Origin of the sequence: Rhizobium sp. RU36D (assembly GCF_900176345.1) — a bacterium.
Taxonomy (GTDB): domain Bacteria; phylum Pseudomonadota; class Alphaproteobacteria; order Rhizobiales; family Rhizobiaceae; genus Allorhizobium.
The window spans coordinates 16272-38742 of sequence record NZ_FWXU01000035.1 but is presented as its reverse complement, the minus strand read 5'-3'; the positions used below and the strand labels follow the sequence as shown (position 1 = coordinate 38742).

At 60.5% G+C, this 22471-nt stretch carries 33 protein-coding genes; 19 read left to right on the top strand and 14 right to left on the bottom strand.

Features of this window, described 5'->3' with window-relative positions:
* Positions 1–57 precede the first annotated feature (57 nt).
* The 12 genes from B9A97_RS27115 to B9A97_RS27055 all read right to left on the bottom strand — a co-directional run bounded on the left by B9A97_RS27115 (position 58) and on the right by B9A97_RS27055 (position 5324).
* Positions 58–270, bottom strand: coding sequence for a hypothetical protein (locus B9A97_RS27115; RefSeq protein ID WP_084368960.1), 213 nt, complete (start codon positions 268–270; stop codon positions 58–60).
* Positions 263–523: a hypothetical protein gene (locus tag B9A97_RS27110; protein ID WP_084368959.1), complete on the bottom strand. Its 261-nt coding sequence runs from the start codon at positions 521–523 to the stop codon at positions 263–265. The genes B9A97_RS27115 and B9A97_RS27110 overlap by 8 nt, the downstream gene beginning before the upstream one ends.
* Positions 523–1638 (bottom strand): DNA polymerase III subunit beta, encoded by a 1116-nt coding sequence (gene dnaN, locus B9A97_RS27105; RefSeq protein ID WP_084368958.1) that lies wholly within the window; start codon positions 1636–1638, stop codon positions 523–525. The genes B9A97_RS27110 and dnaN overlap by 1 nt, the downstream gene beginning before the upstream one ends.
* On the bottom strand, positions 1632–1988 hold the full coding sequence (locus B9A97_RS27100; RefSeq protein ID WP_084368957.1) for a hypothetical protein: 357 nt from the start codon (positions 1986–1988) through the stop codon (positions 1632–1634). The genes dnaN and B9A97_RS27100 overlap by 7 nt, the downstream gene beginning before the upstream one ends.
* Positions 1989–2001: 13 nt before the next feature.
* The gene (gene ssb, locus B9A97_RS27095; protein WP_084368956.1) at positions 2002–2508 is read right to left on the bottom strand and encodes a single-stranded DNA-binding protein; all 507 of its coding nucleotides are present in this window, start codon (positions 2506–2508) and stop codon (positions 2002–2004) included.
* A 200-nt stretch (positions 2509–2708) separates the two neighbouring features.
* Positions 2709–3140: a PhlB family protein gene (locus B9A97_RS27085; protein WP_084368954.1), complete on the bottom strand. Its 432-nt coding sequence runs from the start codon at positions 3138–3140 to the stop codon at positions 2709–2711.
* The gene (locus B9A97_RS27080; protein WP_084368953.1) at positions 3137–3508 is read right to left on the bottom strand and encodes a hypothetical protein; all 372 of its coding nucleotides are present in this window, start codon (positions 3506–3508) and stop codon (positions 3137–3139) included. Before B9A97_RS27080 ends, B9A97_RS27085 begins: the two co-directional genes overlap by 4 nt.
* Before the next feature lie 2 nt (positions 3509–3510).
* A complete protein-coding gene (locus B9A97_RS27075) occupies positions 3511–4167 on the bottom strand; it encodes a hypothetical protein (protein WP_084368952.1) in 657 nt (218 codons plus the stop codon).
* On the bottom strand, positions 4164–4349 hold the full coding sequence (locus B9A97_RS27070) for a hypothetical protein (RefSeq protein ID WP_084368951.1): 186 nt from the start codon (positions 4347–4349) through the stop codon (positions 4164–4166). The genes B9A97_RS27075 and B9A97_RS27070 overlap by 4 nt, the downstream gene beginning before the upstream one ends.
* Positions 4346–4528 (bottom strand): hypothetical protein, encoded by a 183-nt coding sequence (locus tag B9A97_RS27065; RefSeq protein WP_084368950.1) that lies wholly within the window; start codon positions 4526–4528, stop codon positions 4346–4348. Before B9A97_RS27065 ends, B9A97_RS27070 begins: the two co-directional genes overlap by 4 nt.
* 118 nt (positions 4529–4646) lie before the next feature.
* On the bottom strand, positions 4647–5033 hold the full coding sequence (locus tag B9A97_RS27060) for a hypothetical protein (RefSeq protein WP_084368949.1): 387 nt from the start codon (positions 5031–5033) through the stop codon (positions 4647–4649).
* A 93-nt stretch (positions 5034–5126) separates the two neighbouring features.
* Complete coding sequence (locus B9A97_RS27055; protein ID WP_084368948.1) at positions 5127–5324, bottom strand: SAM domain-containing protein; 198 nt, start codon at positions 5322–5324, stop codon at positions 5127–5129.
* A gap of 145 nt (positions 5325–5469) precedes the next feature.
* Between B9A97_RS27055 and B9A97_RS29595 the strand changes: the two genes are divergently transcribed.
* Positions 5470–6243, top strand: a complete 774-nt coding sequence (locus tag B9A97_RS29595) for a tellurite resistance TerB family protein (protein ID WP_143530737.1) — start codon at positions 5470–5472, stop codon at positions 6241–6243.
* 8 nt (positions 6244–6251) lie between these two features.
* Complete coding sequence (locus B9A97_RS27040) at positions 6252–6470, top strand: hypothetical protein (RefSeq protein ID WP_084368945.1); 219 nt, start codon at positions 6252–6254, stop codon at positions 6468–6470.
* On the opposite strand, the gene B9A97_RS27035 is transcribed toward B9A97_RS27040, so the two are convergent.
* Positions 6446–7111, bottom strand: coding sequence for a LexA family transcriptional regulator (locus tag B9A97_RS27035; protein WP_084368944.1), 666 nt, complete (start codon positions 7109–7111; stop codon positions 6446–6448). The two genes, B9A97_RS27040 and B9A97_RS27035, sit on opposite strands and share 25 nt — an antisense overlap.
* A gap of 112 nt (positions 7112–7223) precedes the next feature.
* Here B9A97_RS27035 and B9A97_RS27030 point away from each other — a divergent pair, with 112 nt between their 5' ends.
* Both B9A97_RS27030 and B9A97_RS27025 read left to right on the top strand, forming a co-directional pair.
* Positions 7224–7469 carry a helix-turn-helix domain-containing protein gene (locus B9A97_RS27030; RefSeq protein ID WP_084368943.1) on the top strand — a complete coding sequence of 82 codons (246 nt, stop codon included), beginning with the start codon at positions 7224–7226 and terminating at the stop codon, positions 7467–7469.
* A complete protein-coding gene (locus tag B9A97_RS27025; protein ID WP_084368942.1) occupies positions 7466–7711 on the top strand; it encodes a hypothetical protein in 246 nt (81 codons plus the stop codon). Before B9A97_RS27030 ends, B9A97_RS27025 begins: the two co-directional genes overlap by 4 nt.
* Positions 7712–7716: 5 nt before the next feature.
* Here the strand turns inward: B9A97_RS27025 and B9A97_RS27020 are convergent, their stop codons facing one another.
* Complete coding sequence (locus tag B9A97_RS27020; RefSeq protein ID WP_143530735.1) at positions 7717–7983, bottom strand: hypothetical protein; 267 nt, start codon at positions 7981–7983, stop codon at positions 7717–7719.
* A 206-nt stretch (positions 7984–8189) separates the two neighbouring features.
* Here B9A97_RS27020 and B9A97_RS27015 point away from each other — a divergent pair, with 206 nt between their 5' ends.
* The 15 genes from B9A97_RS27015 to B9A97_RS26940 all read left to right on the top strand — a co-directional run bounded on the left by B9A97_RS27015 (position 8190) and on the right by B9A97_RS26940 (position 22424).
* On the top strand, positions 8190–8657 hold the full coding sequence (locus B9A97_RS27015; RefSeq protein ID WP_084368940.1) for a phage regulatory CII family protein: 468 nt from the start codon (positions 8190–8192) through the stop codon (positions 8655–8657).
* The gene (locus B9A97_RS27010; RefSeq protein ID WP_084368939.1) at positions 8654–8857 is read left to right on the top strand and encodes a hypothetical protein; all 204 of its coding nucleotides are present in this window, start codon (positions 8654–8656) and stop codon (positions 8855–8857) included. The genes B9A97_RS27015 and B9A97_RS27010 overlap by 4 nt, the downstream gene beginning before the upstream one ends.
* A gap of 327 nt (positions 8858–9184) precedes the next feature.
* Positions 9185–10579: a helicase gene (locus B9A97_RS27000; RefSeq protein WP_084368937.1), complete on the top strand. Its 1395-nt coding sequence runs from the start codon at positions 9185–9187 to the stop codon at positions 10577–10579.
* Positions 10576–11589: a DNA-methyltransferase gene (locus B9A97_RS26995; protein WP_084368936.1), complete on the top strand. Its 1014-nt coding sequence runs from the start codon at positions 10576–10578 to the stop codon at positions 11587–11589. The genes B9A97_RS27000 and B9A97_RS26995 overlap by 4 nt, the downstream gene beginning before the upstream one ends.
* Position 11590: 1 nt before the next feature.
* The gene (locus B9A97_RS26990; protein ID WP_084368935.1) at positions 11591–11968 is read left to right on the top strand and encodes a hypothetical protein; all 378 of its coding nucleotides are present in this window, start codon (positions 11591–11593) and stop codon (positions 11966–11968) included.
* Complete coding sequence (locus B9A97_RS26985) at positions 11965–12342, top strand: hypothetical protein (RefSeq protein ID WP_084368934.1); 378 nt, start codon at positions 11965–11967, stop codon at positions 12340–12342. The genes B9A97_RS26990 and B9A97_RS26985 overlap by 4 nt, the downstream gene beginning before the upstream one ends.
* 37 nt (positions 12343–12379) lie before the next feature.
* Positions 12380–12709: a transcriptional regulator gene (locus tag B9A97_RS26980; RefSeq protein ID WP_084368962.1), complete on the top strand. Its 330-nt coding sequence runs from the start codon at positions 12380–12382 to the stop codon at positions 12707–12709.
* A complete protein-coding gene (locus B9A97_RS26975; protein ID WP_084368933.1) occupies positions 12706–13947 on the top strand; it encodes a DUF7146 domain-containing protein in 1242 nt (413 codons plus the stop codon). The genes B9A97_RS26980 and B9A97_RS26975 overlap by 4 nt, the downstream gene beginning before the upstream one ends.
* 1 nt (position 13948) lies before the next feature.
* Entirely contained in the window at positions 13949–15961 is a 2013-nt protein-coding gene (locus B9A97_RS26970) for a phage/plasmid primase, P4 family (protein ID WP_084368932.1), read from the top strand.
* A gap of 411 nt (positions 15962–16372) precedes the next feature.
* Positions 16373–17182, top strand: coding sequence for a hypothetical protein (locus B9A97_RS26965; protein ID WP_084368931.1), 810 nt, complete (start codon positions 16373–16375; stop codon positions 17180–17182).
* 318 nt (positions 17183–17500) lie between these two features.
* The gene (locus tag B9A97_RS26960) at positions 17501–18094 is read left to right on the top strand and encodes a hypothetical protein (protein ID WP_084368930.1); all 594 of its coding nucleotides are present in this window, start codon (positions 17501–17503) and stop codon (positions 18092–18094) included.
* The gene (locus B9A97_RS26955; protein ID WP_084368929.1) at positions 18091–20103 is read left to right on the top strand and encodes a terminase gpA endonuclease subunit; all 2013 of its coding nucleotides are present in this window, start codon (positions 18091–18093) and stop codon (positions 20101–20103) included. Before B9A97_RS26960 ends, B9A97_RS26955 begins: the two co-directional genes overlap by 4 nt.
* 2 nt (positions 20104–20105) lie before the next feature.
* Positions 20106–20306 (top strand): phage head-tail joining protein, encoded by a 201-nt coding sequence (locus B9A97_RS26950; protein WP_084368928.1) that lies wholly within the window; start codon positions 20106–20108, stop codon positions 20304–20306.
* Positions 20306–21805, top strand: a complete 1500-nt coding sequence (locus B9A97_RS26945; RefSeq protein WP_084368927.1) for a phage portal protein — start codon at positions 20306–20308, stop codon at positions 21803–21805. The genes B9A97_RS26950 and B9A97_RS26945 overlap by 1 nt, the downstream gene beginning before the upstream one ends.
* Positions 21798–22424, top strand: coding sequence for an HK97 family phage prohead protease (locus tag B9A97_RS26940; protein WP_084368926.1), 627 nt, complete (start codon positions 21798–21800; stop codon positions 22422–22424). The genes B9A97_RS26945 and B9A97_RS26940 overlap by 8 nt, the downstream gene beginning before the upstream one ends.
* Positions 22425–22471: the final 47 nt, after the last annotated feature.

Genomic DNA, 22471 nt, shown 5'->3' with positions numbered 1-22471 from the left:
CCAGCCGATGCCAAGCCATAGTCGCCGCCTCGATGCCGGAGCAGACGGAGCCGTAGATCATTCGGACGGCCCCACATTCGATGAGGGTGTGGGGGCGGCGAAACCGAGAACGCGCATGACGGCGTCGGTCTGCCAGTCGGTGGTGGTGCGTTGGCCGCGATTGCCCTCGGTTTCGCCTGGATCGAAGATCGCGCGGGAGATACGCTCTCTCAGGATCGAAGCATCAACATTCGATCGCGTGGCGCTGGTGTGTGCATTGTTCTCAGTCATCCCTGCTTTCCCTCCGTGTTGTCCTGTCTCTCCAGTCGGTCGCCGGGGGCATGCTGTGCACCAGCGCATCCGCCGCAGCGCGGTAGCGCTTGTAGAGGTCGTTCAATCGGTTGAACGATTCGGTCTCGGCATGGCGGGCGGCTGCTGACTTGCGCGTTGCGTCCTGATGACTGGCCTTGGCGGCAGCGATTTCGGGTAGCAGGTCCGCCATGATCTTCTCGGGGGTCTCATTGGCCGCGATATTGTTTTCCATCAGCCGACCCTCGTGCGCGTGGGCATCAGGATCATGTAGTCGTCCAGTGATCCCGGCGTCCTGATCTTGGCGGGTGCCATGCCGTCGCTCACGATCATCTCGATCTCGTCGCCGTCGACATGGTCGATGCATTCGTCCAGCATCGCGCCGTTAAAGCCCGTCGTCACGGATCCCGACGCCATGACCGCGATCTCGTCTTCGCCTTCGCCTGATGCGATGTCGCGCGCCGAAAGCGACAGGGTGTCGCTCGTCACCGCGAAGTTCATGCCGTATTCGGCTTTGGGGGTCGCCACCAGCACGCGGGCAATGGCGCCGGTCAGGGCGGCGGCCGAAACCGTCATCGTCACGGACGACGCCGGCGGCTGGAAACGCTCGTAGTCGATGAATGTGCCTTCGACGAGCTTGCTGATGAGCCGCGTTCCGCCGACCTCGACCATGACCTTCGCGGCATCATGGATGATCTCGACATCCTCTCCCGTGCTCAGGAGCTTTCGGATCGGCCCGATCGCTTCGTTGGGGATGATGATGGCCGGCAGGCCCGACACGTCGTCATCCAGTGAGATCGACCGGATCAGGCGCTTGGAAAACTTCTTGCCATCGGTGGCCGCCAGCACCAGCCCGTCATCGCAGGGGTAGAAATACACGCCGCAGAGATAGGGTCGCGTGCTGTCGTTGTCGGCGGCAAAGGCCACGGCCTTGATCGCCTTGTCCAGCACGTCGCTCGACAGGCTGATCGTCTTTGGCGATGTCGGCAAAGGCAGCTTCGGAAAGGCGTTGGTGGCGATGGTCGGCAGCTTGAGCCTGGAGCGGCCGGAGCGAACGACGATCTGGCCGCTTTCGGGCGCATCGTCGATCAGGATGCGATCCTCGGCCGCGTTGCGGACGATCTGGGCAAACTGATGGGCCGGCACGGTGAAGTCATGAAAATCAGAGCCAAGCTCTGCTGCGCAGCGGGTGCGGATATCCATAGACAGGTTGCCGCCTGAAATGGCGATCTCCTGGCCGTCGCGCTCGATCAGCACATTGGAGAGGATCGGGATGGTGTTCTTGCCCTTGACGACATCCAGCACCACGGCAAGGGCCGCCAGCAGCGCGGGCTTTTCCAGTTTCAGCATAGGCTCATCTCCTGCCGGATATGCGGTTGACGACGGCAATGGTGTGGGACGGGGGGGGCGCCCCCGAATTCACGCTCCAGCTCGTCCATCGCGGCGGCGCAGTTGTTTTCGGCAAGGTAGCGGTTGACGCGCTCCAGCCATGATCCCGCATCGCTGAAACACGCCTCGTACCACTCGCTCAGGTCTTCGTCTTCGATGTCATCGGATCCGAAATTGATCGTGGCGGTGAAGGTCAGGTCGGGAAGATCAGCCGGGTTCAATCCGACCTTATCCAGCCATTTCTGGACGCCGGCAGGGCGAAACTCCGGCGTGGCAAAATCAATTGTGATGTCTTTCGTCATGGTCGCCATGATTGGCTCCTCGCTAGAACGGAATGTCGTCATCCAGGTCGCGGCTGAAACTGCCCGACGATGATCGTGATGATGGGGATGCCGACGAGCGGGGCCGGGCGGCGGCGCGATCGCCGTCATAGCCATAGTCGTCAGGGCCATTGCCGCCGGCGCGGTAGCCGGACCCTTGCGCCCGATCGATCATGGTCAGCACGGCGGAAAACCCCTGCAGCACGATCTCGGTGGAGTAGCGGTCCTGTCCCTGGCTATCCTGCCACTTGCGAGTGGCGAGCGATCCGCCGACCAGAACATAGGAGCCCTTCTTGAGGTATTGCTCGGCAACCTTGGCCAGCCCCTCATTGAAGATCACGACGGTGTGCCACTCGGTCTTTTCGCGCTTCTCGCCCGTATTCTTGTCTCGCCAGGTCTCGGAGGTCGCGACGCGGATATTGGCAATCGGGCGCCCGTCCTGGGTGCGGCGGATTTCGGGATCGGCGCCAAGAAAGCCGATCAATCGGACTTCGTTGAGGGATCCGGCCATTAGATGGCCTCCCGCGTCGGGGGTGTGGTCGCACATCGCGCGTTATGCTGACGCACCGCCTCAATCTTATTGCCGCAGCCAGGTCCAAGGTAATGGCAATCGTCGCACTCGACGTGTTGCCAGCCGTTGTCGTATTTGTAGATGACAAGATCGGCGTTGCCGCACTCTGGGCACGGCTTTACTTTTTGCATGGTGGCCATCTACTTGCCCTCCGCAGCGGTGGCGAGGGCGGCGCGGATCGCAGCATTGACGCGAAAGCGAACTTCCGCAGGGGCCAGAAGCTCGTCTTTGACGAAGACGCCGTTTTTATACGTCGCGTAGATCGCGCTTACAATTGCGTCATCTGCGGCTCGGGATACCGCGTCTACCAACCTCACATTCGATGAGGGCGTGGCTACAATTGCAGCCTCGATAGCCTCAAGCTGAGAACGGTCGATAATCGTCACGTCATCGACGGGCGACGCCAGCATGTCGCTTTTCAGGCGGTCGATAATATCGCCAGCGAGCCTCATGGCTTCCACGGTTGCATCCGTTGATAATGCGACCTCTGGCGCCTGGCATTCTGCGCAGATCGCCTGCGCCTCATACTCAGATTGGAAATACTCGCCGCAATCGGTGCACCTTGGGCTCATGCCACTGCCTCCGCCCGAGCCACCACCACCAGATCCATCGATCCTGCGAATTCCAGCATGTCGACGATGGCGAGAAGCGCTGTCGCGAGACGGATACAGGCGCTGGGTTCGGTGACGGCGCGCTGGTTTCCGGCTGCGACCTCAAGGGCGAAGGCGCGGATGCCGCGCATGTCGATCGGGCCGCAGATGTGCCGGCCGTCGCGAAAGGCGAGGATCGCGGATCCCGATGCGTATTCCAGATCGCGCGGGGTGCCGTCCTTGGCAATGCCATCCGGAATGGTGCCGCCTTCCTGCGTCAGGCCGATCACCCTGTCGTCGCCGATCATCATGATCTCGGTCATGGGTATGGGTTTCATCTTGATGGCCATGGTTACCTCGTGGCGCGGGCTGCGGCGGCAATGGCCGCCTGGTGGACGATCTTCTCCTGGCCGATCAGGTCATTTGCCATGGATATGAACTGCTCTTCCGCCTTGGCGGCGCCCCATCGGATGACAGCGCCTCGGGTCAGGGGCAGGGTCATGCGCGGAAACTGGCTTGCGGCGCGCGGGCCAAAACCGGCCACGGCTTCAGCCAGCGCCATGCGCTCATCCATGGATTTTACCTTGGCGGCCATGGCTGATGACCACGTGTCCGGCGCAGGCAGGCCGGCTGCGGCATAGATCGGCTGATCCCATCCCCGCTTGGCTGCGGCGATCGCTTCGCGGATGGCGAGCGTCGGCAGCATGCCCTGCAGCAGGCTTTCCACCGGCCTGACGATGTCGCCAAGAAAGGCTTCATGGGCGTCGTGCAGTAGGAACAGGCTCGCATCCAGCCGCGTTCCGCGCTCGTTCAAAATGGCGCGCGCGCCCATGACGCAATGCTGTGCCACGGAAACGCCGCGGCCACTGTAGCGGTTGAGGCCCGAGAGCGTGCGGGCGATCTCGTGAAAGCAGACGGCGGCCTGGTCGGGCGCGGCCAGATCGAATGTGGTGCCGTCCCTAGCAAAACAGGGGACCGGTTTGACGGCAAGACGCGGGAAGGACGTCATATGCGCGCCTCCGTGGCATAGGTCCGCTCCAGATCCGCCAGGGCCTGACCCGCCATCACGCCGGCCGATGCCAACGAGATCATCGCCAGCATCAAGGCGACGATCCTCGCACGGGGCGAAAACAGCGGCGTATCGACGAGGATGATGGTGCGCGGATGGGCAAAGGGGGTGAATTGGTTCACAGCCACTCTCCCCAAGAGGGCAGGAAGGACCAGACGAGATCGGCCAGCCAGATCAGCAGGGCGATGGCCGCGCCGACGATGGCGACGACGACAAGCCAAACGGCGCAATTTGCCGGGCCACGATTGGGGTCCTGCTCGTCGTCATCGGGATAGTCTGGCGGATAATCGGGAAAGCGCATGGATGCCTCCTGCGGTGGTCGGTTTCGAAATGGCCACGTTGGGGGGGCGGTCGTAACCGCCCGTGCTTGGGAGCTTTGACCTTGATGGGTCACCAACGGGCCATACCGAAACCGACCGTCAGGCCCTGGTAATTGCCTCAGCCAAAAACCAATTTTCCGTCTGGCGGCCATCGGCGGTGACATATTCCACCAAGAACATCGGTGGCGTGCGGGCATAGAGACCGACGCCAATGATCTCGCCCTGTTCGCCGGAGCGCGCGAGCTCGACCTCGTCGCCGAGACCGTAAGGGACAGCCTTCCCGTCATCCGTGGTGAATGGCGTGGCCGCCTCGTCGGGCTGGACCTCGTGGACAAACAGATCCTGACCGGAATGCACGTGGAAATCCCTGGTCTCTCCGGCCGGCACGCGCCCGCCTGAGGTTTCAATGGGCGAGCCATCGGGGTGATAGGCCTTCACATCGACGGGCCATCCATGGTTGGCCTTGATCGTGACAGTAGTCGTCATAAGAGCGCTCCTTTTGCTCGGTTTCGAAATGGCCGCACCTGGCTTGGGAGCGATGATCCGGAGATCACAGGTGGGCCATGCCGAAACCGACCGTCAGGCGATCAGGCGGGTCGATGCTTCCTGCGCCATGGCGGCGGCGGAGGAAGCATGGCGGTTGATTTCGGACTGACTGAAATGGGCGAGAAGATCGCTTCCCGTGCAGCCGGGATGGGCGCGCATGAAATCCGCCATATCGGTGACGGTGTTGCGGGTGACACCCGTGGAACGGGTGGTGGTGTGGGTGTGTGTCATGAAGGGTCTCCAAAACCACAATCGGGTGGTTTGGAAAATATGGCTACATTTGCCAAAAAATGTCAACGCCAAAAATGGCAATTATAGCCATTGTCCGAGATCGGCGCCGGGCGTAGCCTGTCAGGGGCGCAATCTGGGGGCGAATATGAGTGTCAGCGAAGAGCTTTCGTCGTTGGTTGATGGTCGCGCGGTGCCTGCCGCGCCGCGAGCCGTCGTGCTCCCCGCTGATGATCACGAATATGATGAACCATCTCAAAGTCAGGCCATAGCGGTCGACGGGTCCACGTTTTTCATAGAGTACATTGATGGGCTTGGATTTAAGTCCGCCAGGCGGATAACCGTTACTCAGCTTTATTCCGGCCCCGATGGTGAGCCATCAATCTTTGCCTTCTGCCATGAACGGCGAGCGCCGCGATCCTTTCGCATTGATCGAATATCCTGCTGCATAGACTTCGACGGCGTCGTCCATGACGATCCGCGACGGTTTTTGGCGGCGGCGCTTGGGGTCGCAATACCGTCCACACTGATGCCGGCAGATCCTTCTCGTTGGATGGCGATGCTCGCCATTGTGCGCGACGAGGCAGCGATACTGGCCAGCGTCTCGCGGTCCGATGGCATCATGAAGCCGGTCGAGACCAGCGCAATGCTCGACTACTTGCTATGGCGAATAGAACGGCATGGTATCTACCCGACTGACGATGAAGCGGAAAATATCAGAAGGTATCTTGAAAGGCTGAGGCCGGGGCCTGATGCTATTGACCGCGCGGTCCGAAATCTGGGGAATTTGGATCACCGCACGCTTGCGCGGATGTTTGGTGCTTGCGTCGCCGTCATGGACGCTGATGGCGTGAGGCGGAGAGAAGAGCGAAACTTGATCAACAGCCTGGCGGTCGAACTCACCGGCGTGTCGCTGTTTTAGGAGGAAACATGTTTGTTGTTGCCGTTATCATTGGCTTGCTTTTTGTGTTCAACGGCTTTGTGACGTCTGCGGCGGCTGAAAACGTCATGCAGCAGATCTATGGGGCTATATACATAGTTGGAGGCACACTATGCGCTCTTATCGGCGGCCTGATGTTCACGATTGGTGGCGTGCGCAAGGATCTCAAGGACGCTGCCTCTCGTCAGACACCCAAAAGCTCTCCGTGATCAAGCACCTTGTGCATGGCGTGCACGTACTTGAGGGGAATTTCGACTTTGCCTGCAGGGTTTAGTTTGGTGAGCACGACCTTTTCGCCGTTGCGATGATCCAGGATGCCGATAGTGGCGCGCAAGGGGTCAACCGGACTGCGTCGCTCTTGGATCACAACCGCGTCACCGACTCGAGGTGGCTTGTACTCGCTCACCACGCAGAGCGAACCGTGGCGAAACATTGGTTCCATGGATGTTCCGTCAATGTAGAGGCCATATATTCCTCTGGCATGCTCCAGCGCTTTTGGAAGCTCGACGTAATCCACCGGCCCATCAGATATCTGGAATGACCCCTGCATCAATGATCCGGCCGCCACACCCATGATGGGCATCATTGCCCGATCTTCGCGTGCGACCGGCTGCAGTGGCGTCGGTTGCGGCGCTAACGGCAAGTCGACGACAATTTCACCGGGCGAAACACCAAATACCTGAGCCAATGCAAGCAAGCGCTCAGTGCTTAGCCGCATCTTGCGTTTTTCAATCTTGTTGATCGTGGAAGCGTCAGTGCCGATCAGCTCGCCCAAGGCGTCCATGGACATCTTGCGCGACCTGCGCAAGGCCTCGATATTGTTAGCGGGAATGATTTGTTTGCCGACCATTGGCCTCACCTTCTGGTGATTGTTTATGGCTGCGTCAGCCACAATGTGGAATAGCTATTTCAGCCACGATATGTCTTGACAACTTTTGGCAATATGAGCCATATTCTCATCCATGAGATTGAGAGAGTGGCGACTAACGCAGAAATTGACGCTTGCGCAGGCTGCCGATCAGTTCGGCATTCCTCACGCGCGCACGTTTCAACGTTACGAAACGGGCGCTGTGGTGCCTGATGCCCCCTTTGTCCTTAAGGCCTTCGAGCTTTCGGACGGCGCCGTGACGGGTCACGACTTCTATCTGCAAAGGGCGGAGTTTCTGTCTACGCCTGCCGATCTCACCCCCAAGGAGGCTGCGGAATGAATATGTCTGGCGATCCCGAGGCCCTGCCGGCCCCTTACGAATTCCAGGCCGACCAGAATGGCCTGACGCTGTGGAAGCCGGAATATGACCGGCTGATCGTGCGCACCAGGCCGAACAAGAAGGTTACCCTGACCTGCTCGCAAGGCCGCGAGGTCATGGTCTTCAACCTGTCGCCCGATCAGGCGCGGCACATCGCGGCGCTGATCACCAGCGCGGCGGAACAAGCGGAGAGTGGACGATGAAAGGCTTATTGCTTCTCGGCTTCCGACGTGTCGCCAAGAATGCGCGGCTCCAGCCTGTCCAGATGGATGTTCGCCAGCCGGTAGAGTTCCCGGCCGGCACCGTCGTCCGGCTTGGAAAGATCGAAGCGGGATCTGAGGTCCTGCAACAGCGCAAGCCTTACCCCCATGGGGTCCTCGAAGTCGCTGGAAATGATCTGGGTCAGGTTTATGACGAGCTGCTCCAGAACTGCGAAATTCGCGATCATGGCATTCAAAGGGTGGTTGTCGGTCACGAGAATCATCCTTCCGAGTTGTACGCCGCGTATGGGGCCTATTGTTGGCAGCAACATCAAGCGAAAGTTTTTGCACTGACATCCGGGCCTCCGTGATCTCGTTCCCGCCGTCGCGGCGGGAACTGGAGTGACCCTAGGCGCTTACGCGGCGCCTTTCACCGAAAGATTTTCCTGAAAACTTTCCTTGACTTATCGGGGAGGATGACGTGCGCCAGATTTCCGAAAAGCAGTCCGCAGAATTGAAGGCCGTGACGCGGCGGGGGCTCGACCTTGCCGGCGGCGGCGGGATTGCCTGCCATTCGACCCGCGTGAACGAAGGCCAGCTTTCGAAATACGCTTCCAACGGCGCCGACAACGCCATGGCCTTCGTGCCCGTCGATGTCGCCATCGAGCTGGATATGCTGGCGGGATCGCCTGTCATCGTGGCTCATATGGCCGCCCTTCTGGGCTTCAAGCTTGTGCCGGTCCGCGGCGCCGATGCTGGGGATGGCGATGCGCTGTCCCATGCCGACGCGCTCGATGTGGCCAATGAGACCTCCGATGTCGTGCGCGTGGTGACGCAGGTCCTGGCATCGGGTCATGTCGACGCGGCGGCGCGCCAGAAAATTACCCGCGAAGCCGACGAGGCGATCCGCGCCCTGAAAAGCCTTGTGAGCAAGGTGGGTGCGGCATGACGATCCCGTTCCGATTTAACGACCAGGAGCGCGCCGTGCTTAAGGCAGCGGCATCGCGGTGGCCGACCGGGTTGTTTGGCACGCGGGATAACGCGCGCGTTCAGCCCGACGATCTCGTCTGCCGTGACTGCGACGGCACCATCACCATGGCCGAATATATCGAGGGCCACTGCCTTCAATGCGCGAGGGCCAGGTCATGAGCGATCCGCGCGAAGCCACAAACGACCAGTCATGGATCGCTGTTTCAGCAAACTGCAACTGCGGTCCCGTGCTTCCCAGATTTGGATCTTGTCGGCAGTCGGCCGGCGCGAGGGCGATGGCATGACGGTGATCCGGCGCAACGGTTCGGTGCATCAGCTGCAGGGCATCCTGTGCCCGGCCTGCGGGATGAATGCATCCATGGTGAAAGATAGTCGCGAGATCCCGGGAGCTGTCAGGCGTCGGCGCGAATGCGTGCGGTGTGGCGGACGCTGGACCACGATTGAAAGCGTGCGCGGGTTCACGCGGTGGCGAAAGGGAAAGAAGGCATGACCGTCAATCCATCCTACCAGGCCTTTCTGGATGCCAAGCGCATCATGGACCCGGCAACCGGTATATCCGGCACCATAGACCTGCCGGACTATCTATTTCCGCATCAGCGCGACATCGTCAAATGGGCGCTGCGGCGCGGACGGGCGGCGGTCTTTGCCGGCACGGGCCTCGGCAAGACGCTGATCGAGCTGACATGGTCCCATCGCGTGGCGGACTACACCGGCAAGCCCGTGCTGCTCTTGGCGCCGCTTGCCGTCAGCCACCAGCACGAGCGGGAGGCGGGCACCTTCGGGATCGCGGCATCCGTCGTCAGCGCGCGCGGGTCTGGCGCCATCGACATCAGCAATTACCAGAAGCTCGACCGTTTCGATCTATCCCAGTTTGGCGGCGTGGCGCTGGACGAAAGTTCGATCCTCAAGAATGTCGACGGGCATTATCGCACCCGGCTGATCGATGAATGCAGCCGGATCCCCTTCCGCCTGGCCGCCACGGCGACGCCGGCGCCGAACGACTTCATGGAACTCGGCAACCACGCGGAATTCCTTGGCGTCATGCGCTATACCGACATGCTCGCGACCTTCTTCGTGCATGACGGCGGCGACACACGAAGCTGGCGGCTCAAGGGCCATGCGGAAGATGCCTTCTGGCGGTGGATGGCGACATGGGCCGTGATGCTGCGCAAGCCGAGCGATCTTGGCTATAGCGACGAAGGCTATGACCTGCCGCCGCTGCATTATCACCACCACCAGGTGGCGGCGGATTATGCGCCGTGTTTCGAGACGGGAACGCTGTTTCCCATGCAGGCCAAGTCGCTTTCCGAGCGGCTTGCGGTGCGGCGCGACAGCGTCGATGCGCGTGTGGCGCTCGCCGCCTCGCTCACCCCACGGGATCAGCCGCATGTCTGGTGGTGCAACCTGAACAGCGAGGCCGATGGCCTGGCGCGGGCCATTCCGGGCGCGGTCAATCTTTCCGGCGCCGATAGCGATGCGGAAAAGGAGCGCAAGCTCAAGGCCTTTTCCAGGGGCGAGATCGGCACGCTGATCACCAAGGCTTCCCTGACCGGGTTCGGCATGAACTGGCAACATTGCCGCTCCACCGGCTTTGTCGGGCTGAACGACAGCTGGGAGCAGATCTATCAGGCGCTCCGGCGCTTCTGGCGTTTCGGCCAGACCAAACCGGTTCACGCGCATTTCATATCCGACGAGCGCGAAGGCAATGTGGTGGCGAATTTCCGCCGCAAGGACGCTGATGCGGAGCGCATGGCGGAAGCCATGGTGCGGCATATGGCCGATCTCTCGGCTGAAAACGTGCGCGGCCTGACGCGCGATATCCCCGATTACCGGCCAGATCAGCCGATGACGATCCCATCCTGGATAGGAGATGCCGCATGACCCATGCCGTAGACCAGCTCTTGACCGACCGCTACGCCATCTATCAGGGCGATTGCGTCGATCTCATCGCCGCCATACCCGACTCCACGGTGCATTTCGGCATCCACTCGCCGCCGTTCGAAGGCCTTTACCGGTTTTCCAACTACGACCGCGACATATCCAACAATGAAGGCGAGGACTTCTGGCGGCATTACGGCTTCCTGATATCGGAGCTTTTTCGGGTGACACGGCCCGGCCGGCTGCATTCCGTCCATTGCATGCAGTTGCCGACATCGAAAAACCGCCATGGGCATATCGGCATGCGCGACTTTCGCGGCGAGGTGATCAGGGCATGGCAGGATGCCGGCTGGATTTTCCATTCCGAGGTCTGTATCTGGAAAGACCCCGTCGTCGCGCAGCAGCGGACCAAATCGATCCGGCTGCTGCACAAGCAGGTGATGAAGGACAGCTGCCTTTCCGGCATGGGGCTTGCGGATTACATCGTCAGTTTCCGCAAGCCGGGCGACAATGCCGATCCCGTGTCGGGCATGTTCGACGTGTTTCATGGCGAGCCGGACGAAGATGCCGGCGGGCTCGATATCAGCGAGAACGGCTATCAGCGCTATCTCGCCAGGCTGGAGCCTGGGCACAAGCCGTGGCCGCTGGAGACCTGGCGATCGGTCATGGTCTGGCAACGCTATGCCTCGCCCGTCTGGACGGACATCCGCCAGACCCGCACGCTGCAATATCGCATGGCTAGGGATCACCGGGATGAGCAGCATATCAGCCCGCTGCAGCTCGACGTCATCGAGCGGTGTCTCGACTTGTGGTCGGCGCCCGGCGAGACGGTCCTCACACCCTTCCTAGGCATCGGATCGGAGGTTTATGCGGCTGTCGACATGGGGCGCAAGGGCATCGGTTTTGAATTGAAGCCATCCTATTTTGCGCAGGCCAAGCGCAATCTCGCCGAACTCGATAAGCCAGCCGATCTCAGGCTGTTCGAGATCGAAGACGACGCGGTGGAGGCCTGACATGCGCGATGTCATCCGTCTCGTCACCGAGGATCCCGGCCGCGCCTTTTGGCAGGCGCTCCGCTGCACGCCATCGGGCGCGCCTTCATGGGTGGTCGCCATCAGCAATCCCCACGAGATCATGATCATTCCCGATGGCGTGAAATGCCTGGGCATCTGGTTTTCCAGCCGGAAGTTCCGTTCGGATGCCGAGGATGCATGGGTCGCGCGGCGGCTGATGGGCGGCATCGTCGCGCTTGAGGATGCCGATTGGGAGCGCATGGCGGCGTGGACACCTGGAGGTGATGCGGCCGAGATGCCGCATCTCAATACGCCGCAGCTAAAGACGCCGCCAAAACAGGAAATCTCCGATCTCGTGCAATCGCAGAGGTGGATATGAGCATGCTGCCCCGCAAGCACCTGCCCAAGACACTGCTGATCATCGCGCCGTCGCTTTACCAGTGCTCACTCACAGCGCGGGAATGGGGTCTGGTACCCGGCGAAATCGAGAACTTTCGCAATGTGACCCGCGCCATACAGCTGCGCAGCATCACGCCGGGAACGCCCTATATCGGCATGGATATGGGCCAGTGGAGCGCGACGCCAGAGGGGCGAGACCTCTATGATGTCGTCGACTTGATGATCCGGACATGCCGCATCCGACCATTGCGGGATGACGAGTTGGCGAATTACCGGGCCTATGACGGCGTGCCGATGCGGCCAATCGCACCGTCGCCAGCCACAGCGCCAAGGGCGGCTTTCCATGCGCGATGATCCGTCTGAAGAGCGCCACCAGCCATCGGCGGCAAGTATGACGCCGCGTGTACACGCTTGTCTCGAATGCGAGAGCGAGACGCAAAAGACAGGGGATTTCTGCTGCGATGCGTGCCGCGCCGTGTTCAACAACCGGCGCAAGGCGCGCGGCGCCGAAATCTACGATCTCTATATGGCCCATCGCTTCCAAAGGAATCTCGCCACGCAACTGAAACTGATGTCACGGATCAACCGGCTGGCATCGATCTATCGCGAGGAAGACCGCGCCATGCGCAATGGCCGACGCAGCTGGCGCCGGCCGCAGGATGTGCTGGAAGAGCGGCCCTATCTGCGATCCATCGCAACGCGGATAAGGAGCGGGCGATGACGGATGCGATCAACGCCTTTATCGAGGAAGCGCGCGCGGTCACCGTGATGGATGCGGTTGATCTTCTGGGTATCACCAGAAAGAACGGCCAGCATGTTGGCGCCAAATCCTATGCCGGCCCATGCCCCTCCTGCGGCGGGCGGGACCGGTTTTCGATCAATCCCGCCCTTGGCGCCTTCAACTGCCGGGGATGCCAGGGCAAGGGGCGCGACGGGATCGCCCTCATTGCGCTGGCGCGCGGGCATGATCTCAATTCCCGCAGGGGCTTTCTGGAGGCATGCAGCGAGGCGCTTGGCGGCCGGCCCATCCCGTCGCAAGACGAGCGGGAAAGCGATAGCGAGCGGGCCGAACGGCTGGAGCGGATCGCCAGGCGCAAGGCGGAAAACGAAAAGCGGGATGCCGAGAAGGCAGCGCAGCAGAACGACTTTCGCCAGCGGGAGATCGACCGGGCGCGCGGCATCTATCTGCATGCCGGCGATGGGCAGGGCACGGATGGGGCCGATTACTTGAGGCTGCGCACCGGCTATGCCATGGATCCCGGCGTCTTTGCTAATCTCAGGTTTGTTGCGCGCCACACCTATTGGCATGGCCAGGATGAGCGCGGCCTTCCGGTCGACCGTTACAGCGGGCCGGCCCTGATCGCGCCCTTCGTGACGCTGGAGCGGCGGATCATCGGTTGCCACCAGACATGGATCGATATTGCCCATGGGCCGAAATTCCGGCCCGATCTCGGGGTCGACGAGGATGGCGCGCCGCTACCCACGAAGAAGATGCGCGGCCGAAAGACCGGCGGGCTTATCCCCTTGTTCGGTCTCTTGACCGCGACGCGATGGGTCGGCGGCGAAGGCATCGAAAACGGTCTGGCGATTGCCGGATCCGAAGGCTTCCGCGCCGATACCTTCTATTTCGCGGCCGGCGATCTCGGCAATCTCGCCGGGCCGGCGGACCCTGTATCGCGCTTTCGCCATCCGACAGTGACGCAGACCGACAGGCGCGGCCGGGTGATCCCGGTCTGGGTTCCCGGACCGGTCCCGAGACAGGGGCAGGATGCGGATGACGCCATGCAGGTGCCAGATCACGTCGACGAGCTGGTCTTGCTGGCCGATGGCGACAGCGAGCCGGTGTTTACGGCGGCCGCCATGGCGCGGGCTGAGGCGCGGATGGCGCGGAAAGGGCGAGCGATCACCACCTGGTGGCCGCCTGAGGGACAGGATTTTTCAAAACTGATGGCAGGTTGATATGGCGGACAAGAAGAAACCATCCGAAATGCCGGAGGCCGTGCGCGCCAAGATGGCGGAAGCGGCGGCGCAAAGGGCAGGCCGACGCATGGATCCAATTCCGGTCGAGGAGCCTTTGCCGGAGGAAGATCATGTTGAGCTATCGCCCCATGAAGTCCTTGAGGAATGCGCCAGGGAACCGGAAACCGATATCGGAAACGGGCGACGGCTGCGCATTCGCTATGGCGACCGCATTCTCTATGTCGTCCATATCGGCTGGCATGGCTATGACGGGAAACGATGGGTCGAGGATGCATCGGGCGCCATGATCCGCAAGTTTGCCCACGCCACGGCGGAATTCATCGACGAAGAGGCGATAAAGCTCGATTGCACACCGCAGGACCAGGCCGCGATTGAGGCTGGCAAGATTGCGCTGGAGCGCATGCGGCAGATGGGCAAGCCGCCATCCGTCTCATCCGAGATCGACGAAGACCGAATGACCGAACTCGACCAGCTGATCGATGATGCCGAGCAGGCTGGTGCCGACCGCATCCGCATGGGAGCGCCAAAGTCCGATTGGCCGGACGAGATGATCCGCGAATACCAGCAGATCATGAACACGATCAAGTTGGGTCGTGAGGCGGAACGTCAGAAGAAAAAGATGAAGGACGCCACGCACCAATGGAGCGAGTCGGACTATGAGGAATATGACCGGCTGCAAAACCTCGTGAAGCGCATGGATGAAGCGCAGGAAGCGCGCGATGGCCGTATGTCGACCCGCCACACTTTCGCCCGATCATCGGCAGGAACAAACCGCATCAACAACATGCAGGAAGAAGCAAAGCCATATTGCTCGGTGACGGTGGACGAGTTGAATGTCGATGACTACGCCGTCAACACCCAGAATGGCACCTTGCGGTTTTTCCGCAAGGAGGTGGACGATGGCGCCAAATGGGTGGTGCGGCTTGATCGCCACAAGGCATCGGACCGGATATCGAAGATCGTGGATGCGTCCTTCGTTCCGGATACCGCCTGTTATCTCTTTGACCGGTTCCTGACCACGATACAGCCCAATCCCGACATCAGGGCCTTCTTGCAACGGCTGTTCGGCTATTGCCTGCTGGGAGCGAAGTCAGAACAGATCCTGGTGTTCTTCTACGGGATTGGATCAAACGGCAAATCGACGCTGCTCAAGGTCATCGGCGACATCATGGGTGATTATACGGTCACCATGTCGATCGACAGCTTTGCCGGGGAGGGGCGGCGCGGCGGCGGGGATGCGACGCCAGACCTGGCGCGATTGCCGTCGTCGCGGTTTGTTGTGGCCTCCGAGCCGGAGGAGGGGATCAAGCTCAAGGACGCGCTCATCAAGGTCTTGACCGGCGGGACCAAGATACCGGCGCGAAGGCTGCAGGAGGATTTCTTCGAATTCATCCCGAAATTTCAGATGATCATCGATGGGAACCATAAGCCCGTGATCCGTGACAACTCCGATGGTACGTGGCGGCGAGTGAAGCTCATCCCCTTCCTCGTGCAGGTGCTCAAGGATCAGGTGGATAAGGATCTGTCCGCGAAGCTGATGGCTGAAAAGGATGGCATCCTCGCGTGGATGGTGCGCGGCGCCCTGGAATATCTCAACTATGGTCTGCGCATCCCTGAGGGCATTGAAGCCGCCACGGCCGAATATCGGGAGGAAAGCGACCCTGTCGGCGCGTTCATCCGCAATGCATGCTTCGTGACCGGCGTGGACACCGACCGTGTCGAACCAGACGAGCTGCACATCGCCTATCTGCACTATGCCAAGCGGGAGGGCCTGTTCCAGTTCAACAGCCACTCATTTGGCAAGCGGCTCACAGAACAGATGATGAAGGCATGGCTTGGGCCTGATGGCCAGATGCACCAGTTCGTCCGCAAGCGAAACAACGGCACGGAATATCGCGGCCTTCGCATCAGGCCAGAATTCGCCAAGCAAACCGGTGCGCCACCGTCCGACGACGAGATGGAGAGGGATTTTGACCCATTCGAACGCGTCTAACCCGGACCCCTTGTCTGTACTTAACGGGCGCAATTGCGGCCATCGGGTCCGTGCCGTCTATGCGAGGGGTCAGGGGAACGGACGCAACGGACACATGGACTGGCATCACGGACACATGGCGGAAAAGGCAATAGTGCAATGATTACAATGCGCACGGACACAACGGACACAACGGACGCTTTGATGGCGCCTACGCATGACGCGAGAATAGGAGTTGGTGAAATCCGTTTGTTATCCGATGAGTGAAGATGCGAAGCAGAGCCTTATCATTACACGATATGGCAAAGCGTCCGTTGTGTCCGTTGTGTCCGTTGGCGTTGAATTCATTACATAAAATGGCATTGGCCTATGTGTCCGTAAAATCGCTTGATGTGTCCGTTCCGTCCGTAATTCTTAAAAACAAGGTGAACCATGAAGAAAATCGGCATTGAAGAGCTTTTGACCTGGGCATTCACCGTGGAATTGCCGAAGGTTTCCGCAGATCGCGACTGGATTGCCGGACTGCCAAGCATCGGCTTCGCATCGGCTTCCGGCATGTTGACCGAGACGCTGGCGCTTGGGACGATCATTGACCGCAGCCCGAATGCGTTCGGGGTTATTCCCTGCAGCATCGATACGGGCGAGGCGCATCCGGACGCGATGCGGGTCGGCGACGCAGTCCGTGGACTTGGCGACATGGCGTTCGAGATTGGCGAGGGATGGGCACCTTTCCCGGAATGGGAAGATCCCCATGGCGTCATCGCTCCGGAGATTGCCAGCATTGCCGCAGGCTATTGCGCCCGCGACGGTCGTGTGAACGGACGGCACATCTTCACACTGGTGACCACTTGCGCCGTGCTGATGAAGCGGCCGGACTGGACAGCCGATCAGCCCGAGGTGGTCGTGGTCACCAACAACGGAAACCCGGCATGGTTCGTGAAGCGCTATGCCAAGGATCGCATGGGCCGGTCCGTTCCCTACGAAGACAATGGCTATGACGTGAAGCGGCAAAGGCCCGTGAAGGGCGCCTATCGCAAGTATCGCATTAACGGATCGATCCGCGCTGCCGTCGTGGGTCGCATCGAGTGGCAACTGTGGCAGCACGCGCTTTTGACACTGCGTGACGCGCTGGCGGGCAAGCTTGAAGGGCATGATTTGCTTCCCTTCACCCCACGCATGGAGCCTTGGAGGGGGTCGCAGAATCCAGCGCCCATATCTCAAGCCATTGAAAGTGCTGCATAATAAATATGCGAACCCCCGCTTGACGCGCGGACCATGTTTGGTGCACATTAAGCACACTGTAAAAGATCAGACGAACCCGCTAGGCGAAAGCCCGGCGGGTTTTTCGTTTCCGGCCCGAAAGCCGAGGGAGGCGAGACGACGGGGCAGGCGGGTCGCCGCCGCCGGCCGGCCGCACCCCCCTCTTGGGTCCTTCCCTGATACCCCCACCGCGCGGGCCGGGGCGACCCCGAGCGCTTGCCAGTGAAGCTGGCCGAAAAATTGGGTTGTCGCGGTTGTCGCGGTTGTCGTTTCTGGTTGTCGAATGAAAAGGATCATCAGGTGACTGACGATCAGATGGTCATGCATACGATGGTGCAGATCAGCGCGCGTGACGGTGTCTCAAAACAGGCTGTAGCAAAGGCGGTCAGGAAGCTTCTCGCAGACAAGCCGGATACGCCGGTAGAGCGAGGCGCTAATGGACAGATCCTGCGAGTGTCGCTGGCTCACTACGATCACTTTCGTCAGAGGCATGTGAACCCGGCGAAAGCCAAGGCAGAGATCCGATCGCCCGACGAGACAAGGCTGCATGCGCCATCGGGTGAGAGTTTCGATGAGGCCCGGCGCCAGTCCGAATGGCTGAGGCTCGGCCGCGAGAGGCTTCGCCACCAGGAAGAGATCGGGCAGCTCCTGCGCAAGGACAAGCTGGAGCAGGCGCTTGGGTCGGCTGCAGCCAGCATACAGGCTGATATTCGTCGCCTTGCCAACCGCGCCGATGACCTGGCCATGGCGGTGTCGAAGGAAGGCGTGCACGGCGCAAGGATATTGTTGCGCGAGATCGCCATCGAAATTGGAAACAAGGTTGCGGATCATCTATCGGAAATCGCGGACGCGGCGCCCGAATATGACGAGCTGATAGAGGCAAAGGCAGAGTGAACGCCCATCCCGGAGCACTCAGGTTTGTGTCGTCGACATTGTCGAGGCTCATCCGTCCAGCGCCTCCGCTGCCATTTCCGGATTGGCTGCAGAAAAACATCGTCCTGGTGGATGGGCCAAGGAAAGACGAGCTTTGGTCGCCTGTTGATGCGCCATATCTCGTGGAAATCGCGGCGTGCCTCAGCCAAGAGCACCCTTCCACTCTGGTTACGGTGCGCAAGTCACAGCAGACAGGCGTATCCATCCTGGCACTGGCGTGGATGCTCTACATCGCGGAACTTTGCCCTGACAATGCGCTTTACGGGGTGCCGGGTATATCGGCGCTGCAGGACGTCAATAGCGGCAAGCTGCAGCCCTTGATCGACGCGTGGCAGACGAAGACTGAAAAGTCGGTGATCTACCCCGCCACTTCAAGGTCTGGGTCAGGATCGACAACCTACGAAAAAAAGTTTGCCGGAGGGTCGCTCTATCTGGCGAATGCCAACACCGTCATGGATCTCTCGGCAAAGACGATCCGATACGGGGTGAAAGACGAGGTTTCGAAATGGCAGGTTCTTCCGAATGGCGCCGATCCTGAGAACCTGTTTTTCGGTCGCTTCACCGCTTTCCGGCGGCAAAAAAGCTTCAAGATTTTTGAGCTTTCCACCCCCGAGCTGGATAGCGGAAGCGCGTTGCAGGACGACCCAAGTCACTGCCGTATAGACCGATCGTTTCGGAAGTCGGATCAGCGGTTTTGGAACATTCGTTGCCCGGAATGCAACTTCGAGCAAGTTCAGTTTTTTGGCAATCTGCGGATCAACGAGAAGCGGCCTCACGAAACGCGCTATCTGTGTGAGAATTGCGGTCACGAGATCAGCGAGATGGAAAGGGTATTCGCCGTTCGGTCCGGCCGCTTCATCGCCACGCAAAGTGGACCGGATCGGCATCCCGGCTTTCATGTCGATGCCTTTGTCTCGCTGATGATGTCGTACGAGGCCATTGCCGAGGACTACATCAAGTACCGCGAAAAAGGCGAGCCGGGGATGAAGGACTTCAATAACGTTGTCCTCGGTCTGCCATATGCGATGAAGGGCGACGCGCCTGATCACGTCAGGCTCATGGAGCGGCGCGATCATAGCCTGATCCGGGGACACATTCCGGCCTCAGGCCTTGTCTTTGTCGGGTCTGCCGACGTGCAGATGAACGGCATCTGGTATCTCTTCAAGGCCTATGGGCCTGACAGGCAGAGCTGGAGGGTGGACGCAGGGTATATCGAAGGCCCGACCGACGACCCACACGGCGGCGCATTCGTCAAGCTTGAAGAGCTACGGCAAAAGCAATGGCCGGATGCCTACGGTCGCGCCAGGCGCGTCGATCTGTTCGGCATCGATTCCGGCTATCGCAGCCACGTGGTCTACACATGGTGCCGGGGCAAGGCTGGCGTCATGGCGCTCAAGGGTGAGGATGGGTGGTCCCGACCCCCGATTGGTCAGCCAAAGCCTGTCGATATCAATTTCAATGGGCAACGCATTCGCAACGGATGCAATGTCTGGGCTGTCGGAACATGGTCGCTCAAGGGCGTGTTTTATTCGAACCTGCGAAAAGAGGGGCGAGCATCGGGGCGTGAATTTGATCCTCCCGGCTTCTGTCATTTTGGCGGATGGCTGGACGAGGTCTATTTTAAACAGATCACGTCTGAATATCTCGGTCAGACCAAGATCAAGCATCGAATGGTGCAGGCATGGATGCCGCGTCAGGGTGAGGAAAATCACCTGCTGGACTGCGAAGTCTATGGCGATGCGCTTGCCGACTATCTTGGCGTCAACCGGATGACGGTCGACGAATGGCAGCAGCTCGCTATGATGCGTGGCGTGCCTGACGATATCGTCAATCCAGAACTCTTCGCGCCGGCGCCGATCCTGGCGGCCTCTCAGGCTGGGGATCAACCGCCGGCCGCGGCGGATACCGAGGCAGAAACCCATGATGACGGCGAAAGCTGGCATCGTTCCGTGTCCTTTTGGGATCGTTGATCATGGCATTCACGCAGACCGATCTGGACGCGATCAATGCGGCGATCGCCACGGGCGCCAAGCGCGTGCGTTTCCAGACGCACGAGGTTGAATACCATTCGATCGCCGAGATGCTTCGGGCTCGCGACGTGATCAGGGCAGAGATCGAAACGCCACCCGCCAACGGCGGCGCCATCTTCGCCCGCTACGAAAGCGACTACTGATGAACCTTATCGATTCCACGATTGCATGGTTCAGCCCGGAGGCTGGATTGCGGCGCGCCCATGCCCGGCAGCTGCTGGACATGGGACGAGACTATGCCGCGGCCGGGAGTGGTCGCCGCAACAGCAACTGGAGATCGCGAGGGACATCCGCAACGACTGAAGTTGGTGCGGCTCTATCGGCGCTTCGCGACCGTTCCCGCGCCTTCGTGCGTGATAATTGGGCAGGCCAGCGCATCCTGGATGTCCTGGTCGGTCATGCAGTCGGAACCGGCATCATGACGGTTCCGGATACCGGGTCTGACCGGGATGACCGGCGTTATCGCAATGCACGCGAAGCGTGGGAAGAGAGTTCTGACATTGAGCGCGTTCTCGACTATGGGGGGCAACAGGCTCTCATGGTCAGGTCGATGGCTGAAGGTGGCGATTGTGTTGCCCGGCACCTGGTGACGCGGATTGACGACCAGCGCGGTGTCGTTCCCTTTCGCCTGCAGGTTATAGAGGGCGACCTGATCGATACGAGCCGCGATAGCCGCATTGTGCGCGGTGGGACGGATGAGCGAACAAGGCTCGGTGTCGCGCTAGGTCAATGGAATGAGCGCCTTGGTCTCTACCTTCATCCGCAGCACCCTGGCGATCAGGACGTTGTGAAAGTCGAGACATCGATCCTTGTCGACTGGTCGGATCTTTGCCACCTTTATCGGCCGATGCGCGCCGGGCAATTGCGTGGCATTCCGGTGTTCACGCCCGTGCTGCTTCCGGGCCGTGACGTCGGCGACCTGATGGAAGCCGTCATCGTCCAGCAAAAGACGCAAGCGAGCTTTGCCGGATTCATCAAGCGTCAGGCCGGCGGTATGAACCCGCTTGCGGCGAAGGAAGATCCGAAGACTACGCAGCGGATCACCGAAATCCGGCCAGGCCAGATCCAAGATATTGGTGAGGCCGATATCGTTTTCGCAAACCCGTCCAGCACGTCCCAGTTCGAGCAGGCGGCGATGATGGCGCTGATGGCCATGGCGGCCGGCGCAGGCATTACCTACGACCAGTTGACGGGGGACTTGCGACAGGCAAACTACTCCTCGCTACGCGCTGGTAAAATCGAGTTCCGTCGCCTGATCGAACAGCTGCAATGGCATGTGATCGTGCCGATGCTCTGCCGGCCGGTAGACCGGAAATTTGAACAGATTGCCGTGATGGCCGGGATACTGCGTCGCAAGCCCGAAGGCTATCGCGTCAAGCACGTCATGCCCGCGATCGAGCCGATCGACCCCAAGAAGGATCTGGAAGCGGACATTCTTGCGGTGCGGTCGGGCCGAATGTCGCCGCAGGAATTCATCTCCGGATGGGGACGGGACTGGCGCACGATCGTCACTGATTTCGAAGCGTTTTTCAGTTTCTGCGACGCCAACGGGCTTCAAGGACTGATGTTCGATCTGGACCCGCGCCGGCCACAAAGCGGCGCGGCCCCGCAAGCACAAGCAGGAGGCGGCAGCAATGACTAGCGTCATTCATCTCCCAAAGATGCACCGCGACGCTGAGTTGCGCGCGGCATCCTACGACGAGACCGACAATACGATCGAAGTCATTTGGACAACTGGAGCAACCGGGCGGCGCGTGACATGGATGGAAGGCGAATTCGATGAAGAACTCGTCGTCGATCAACGCAGCGTCCGGCTTGATCGCCTGAATTCCGGCGCGCCTTTCCTGGACACGCACCAGCGATGGGGGCTTGATGCCGTCATCGGATCCGTCGTTCCCGGTACTGCCCGCGTTGAAGGAGGGCGTGGCTTCTGTCGCGTCATGCTCTCGAAAGCCGATGGCGCGGCTGATCGGGTGGCGCGCATTGTGGAAGGCACCGTCAAGAACATATCAGTCGGTTACCGCATCTGGGCTGTCGAGAAGAAAGAGCGGGATGGCGCGGTGCCATTGCACCGTGTGATCGATTGGGAACCGTGGGAGATTTCCGCAGTGCCGGTACCTTTCGATGCTGGTGCGCAAATCCGATCCGGAGACCAGGACGGTCTTTTCACGTGCCGCGTCGATCGGGCGCTGGCCGACGTCAACGCGACCCGTCGTATCCGCATGGCAATGCAGCAGCGGCAATATCAATTGGTCGGATAGCGCCTTCGCCACCGCCAAATCCGCCAACGGCGGCGCCCGTATCAGCC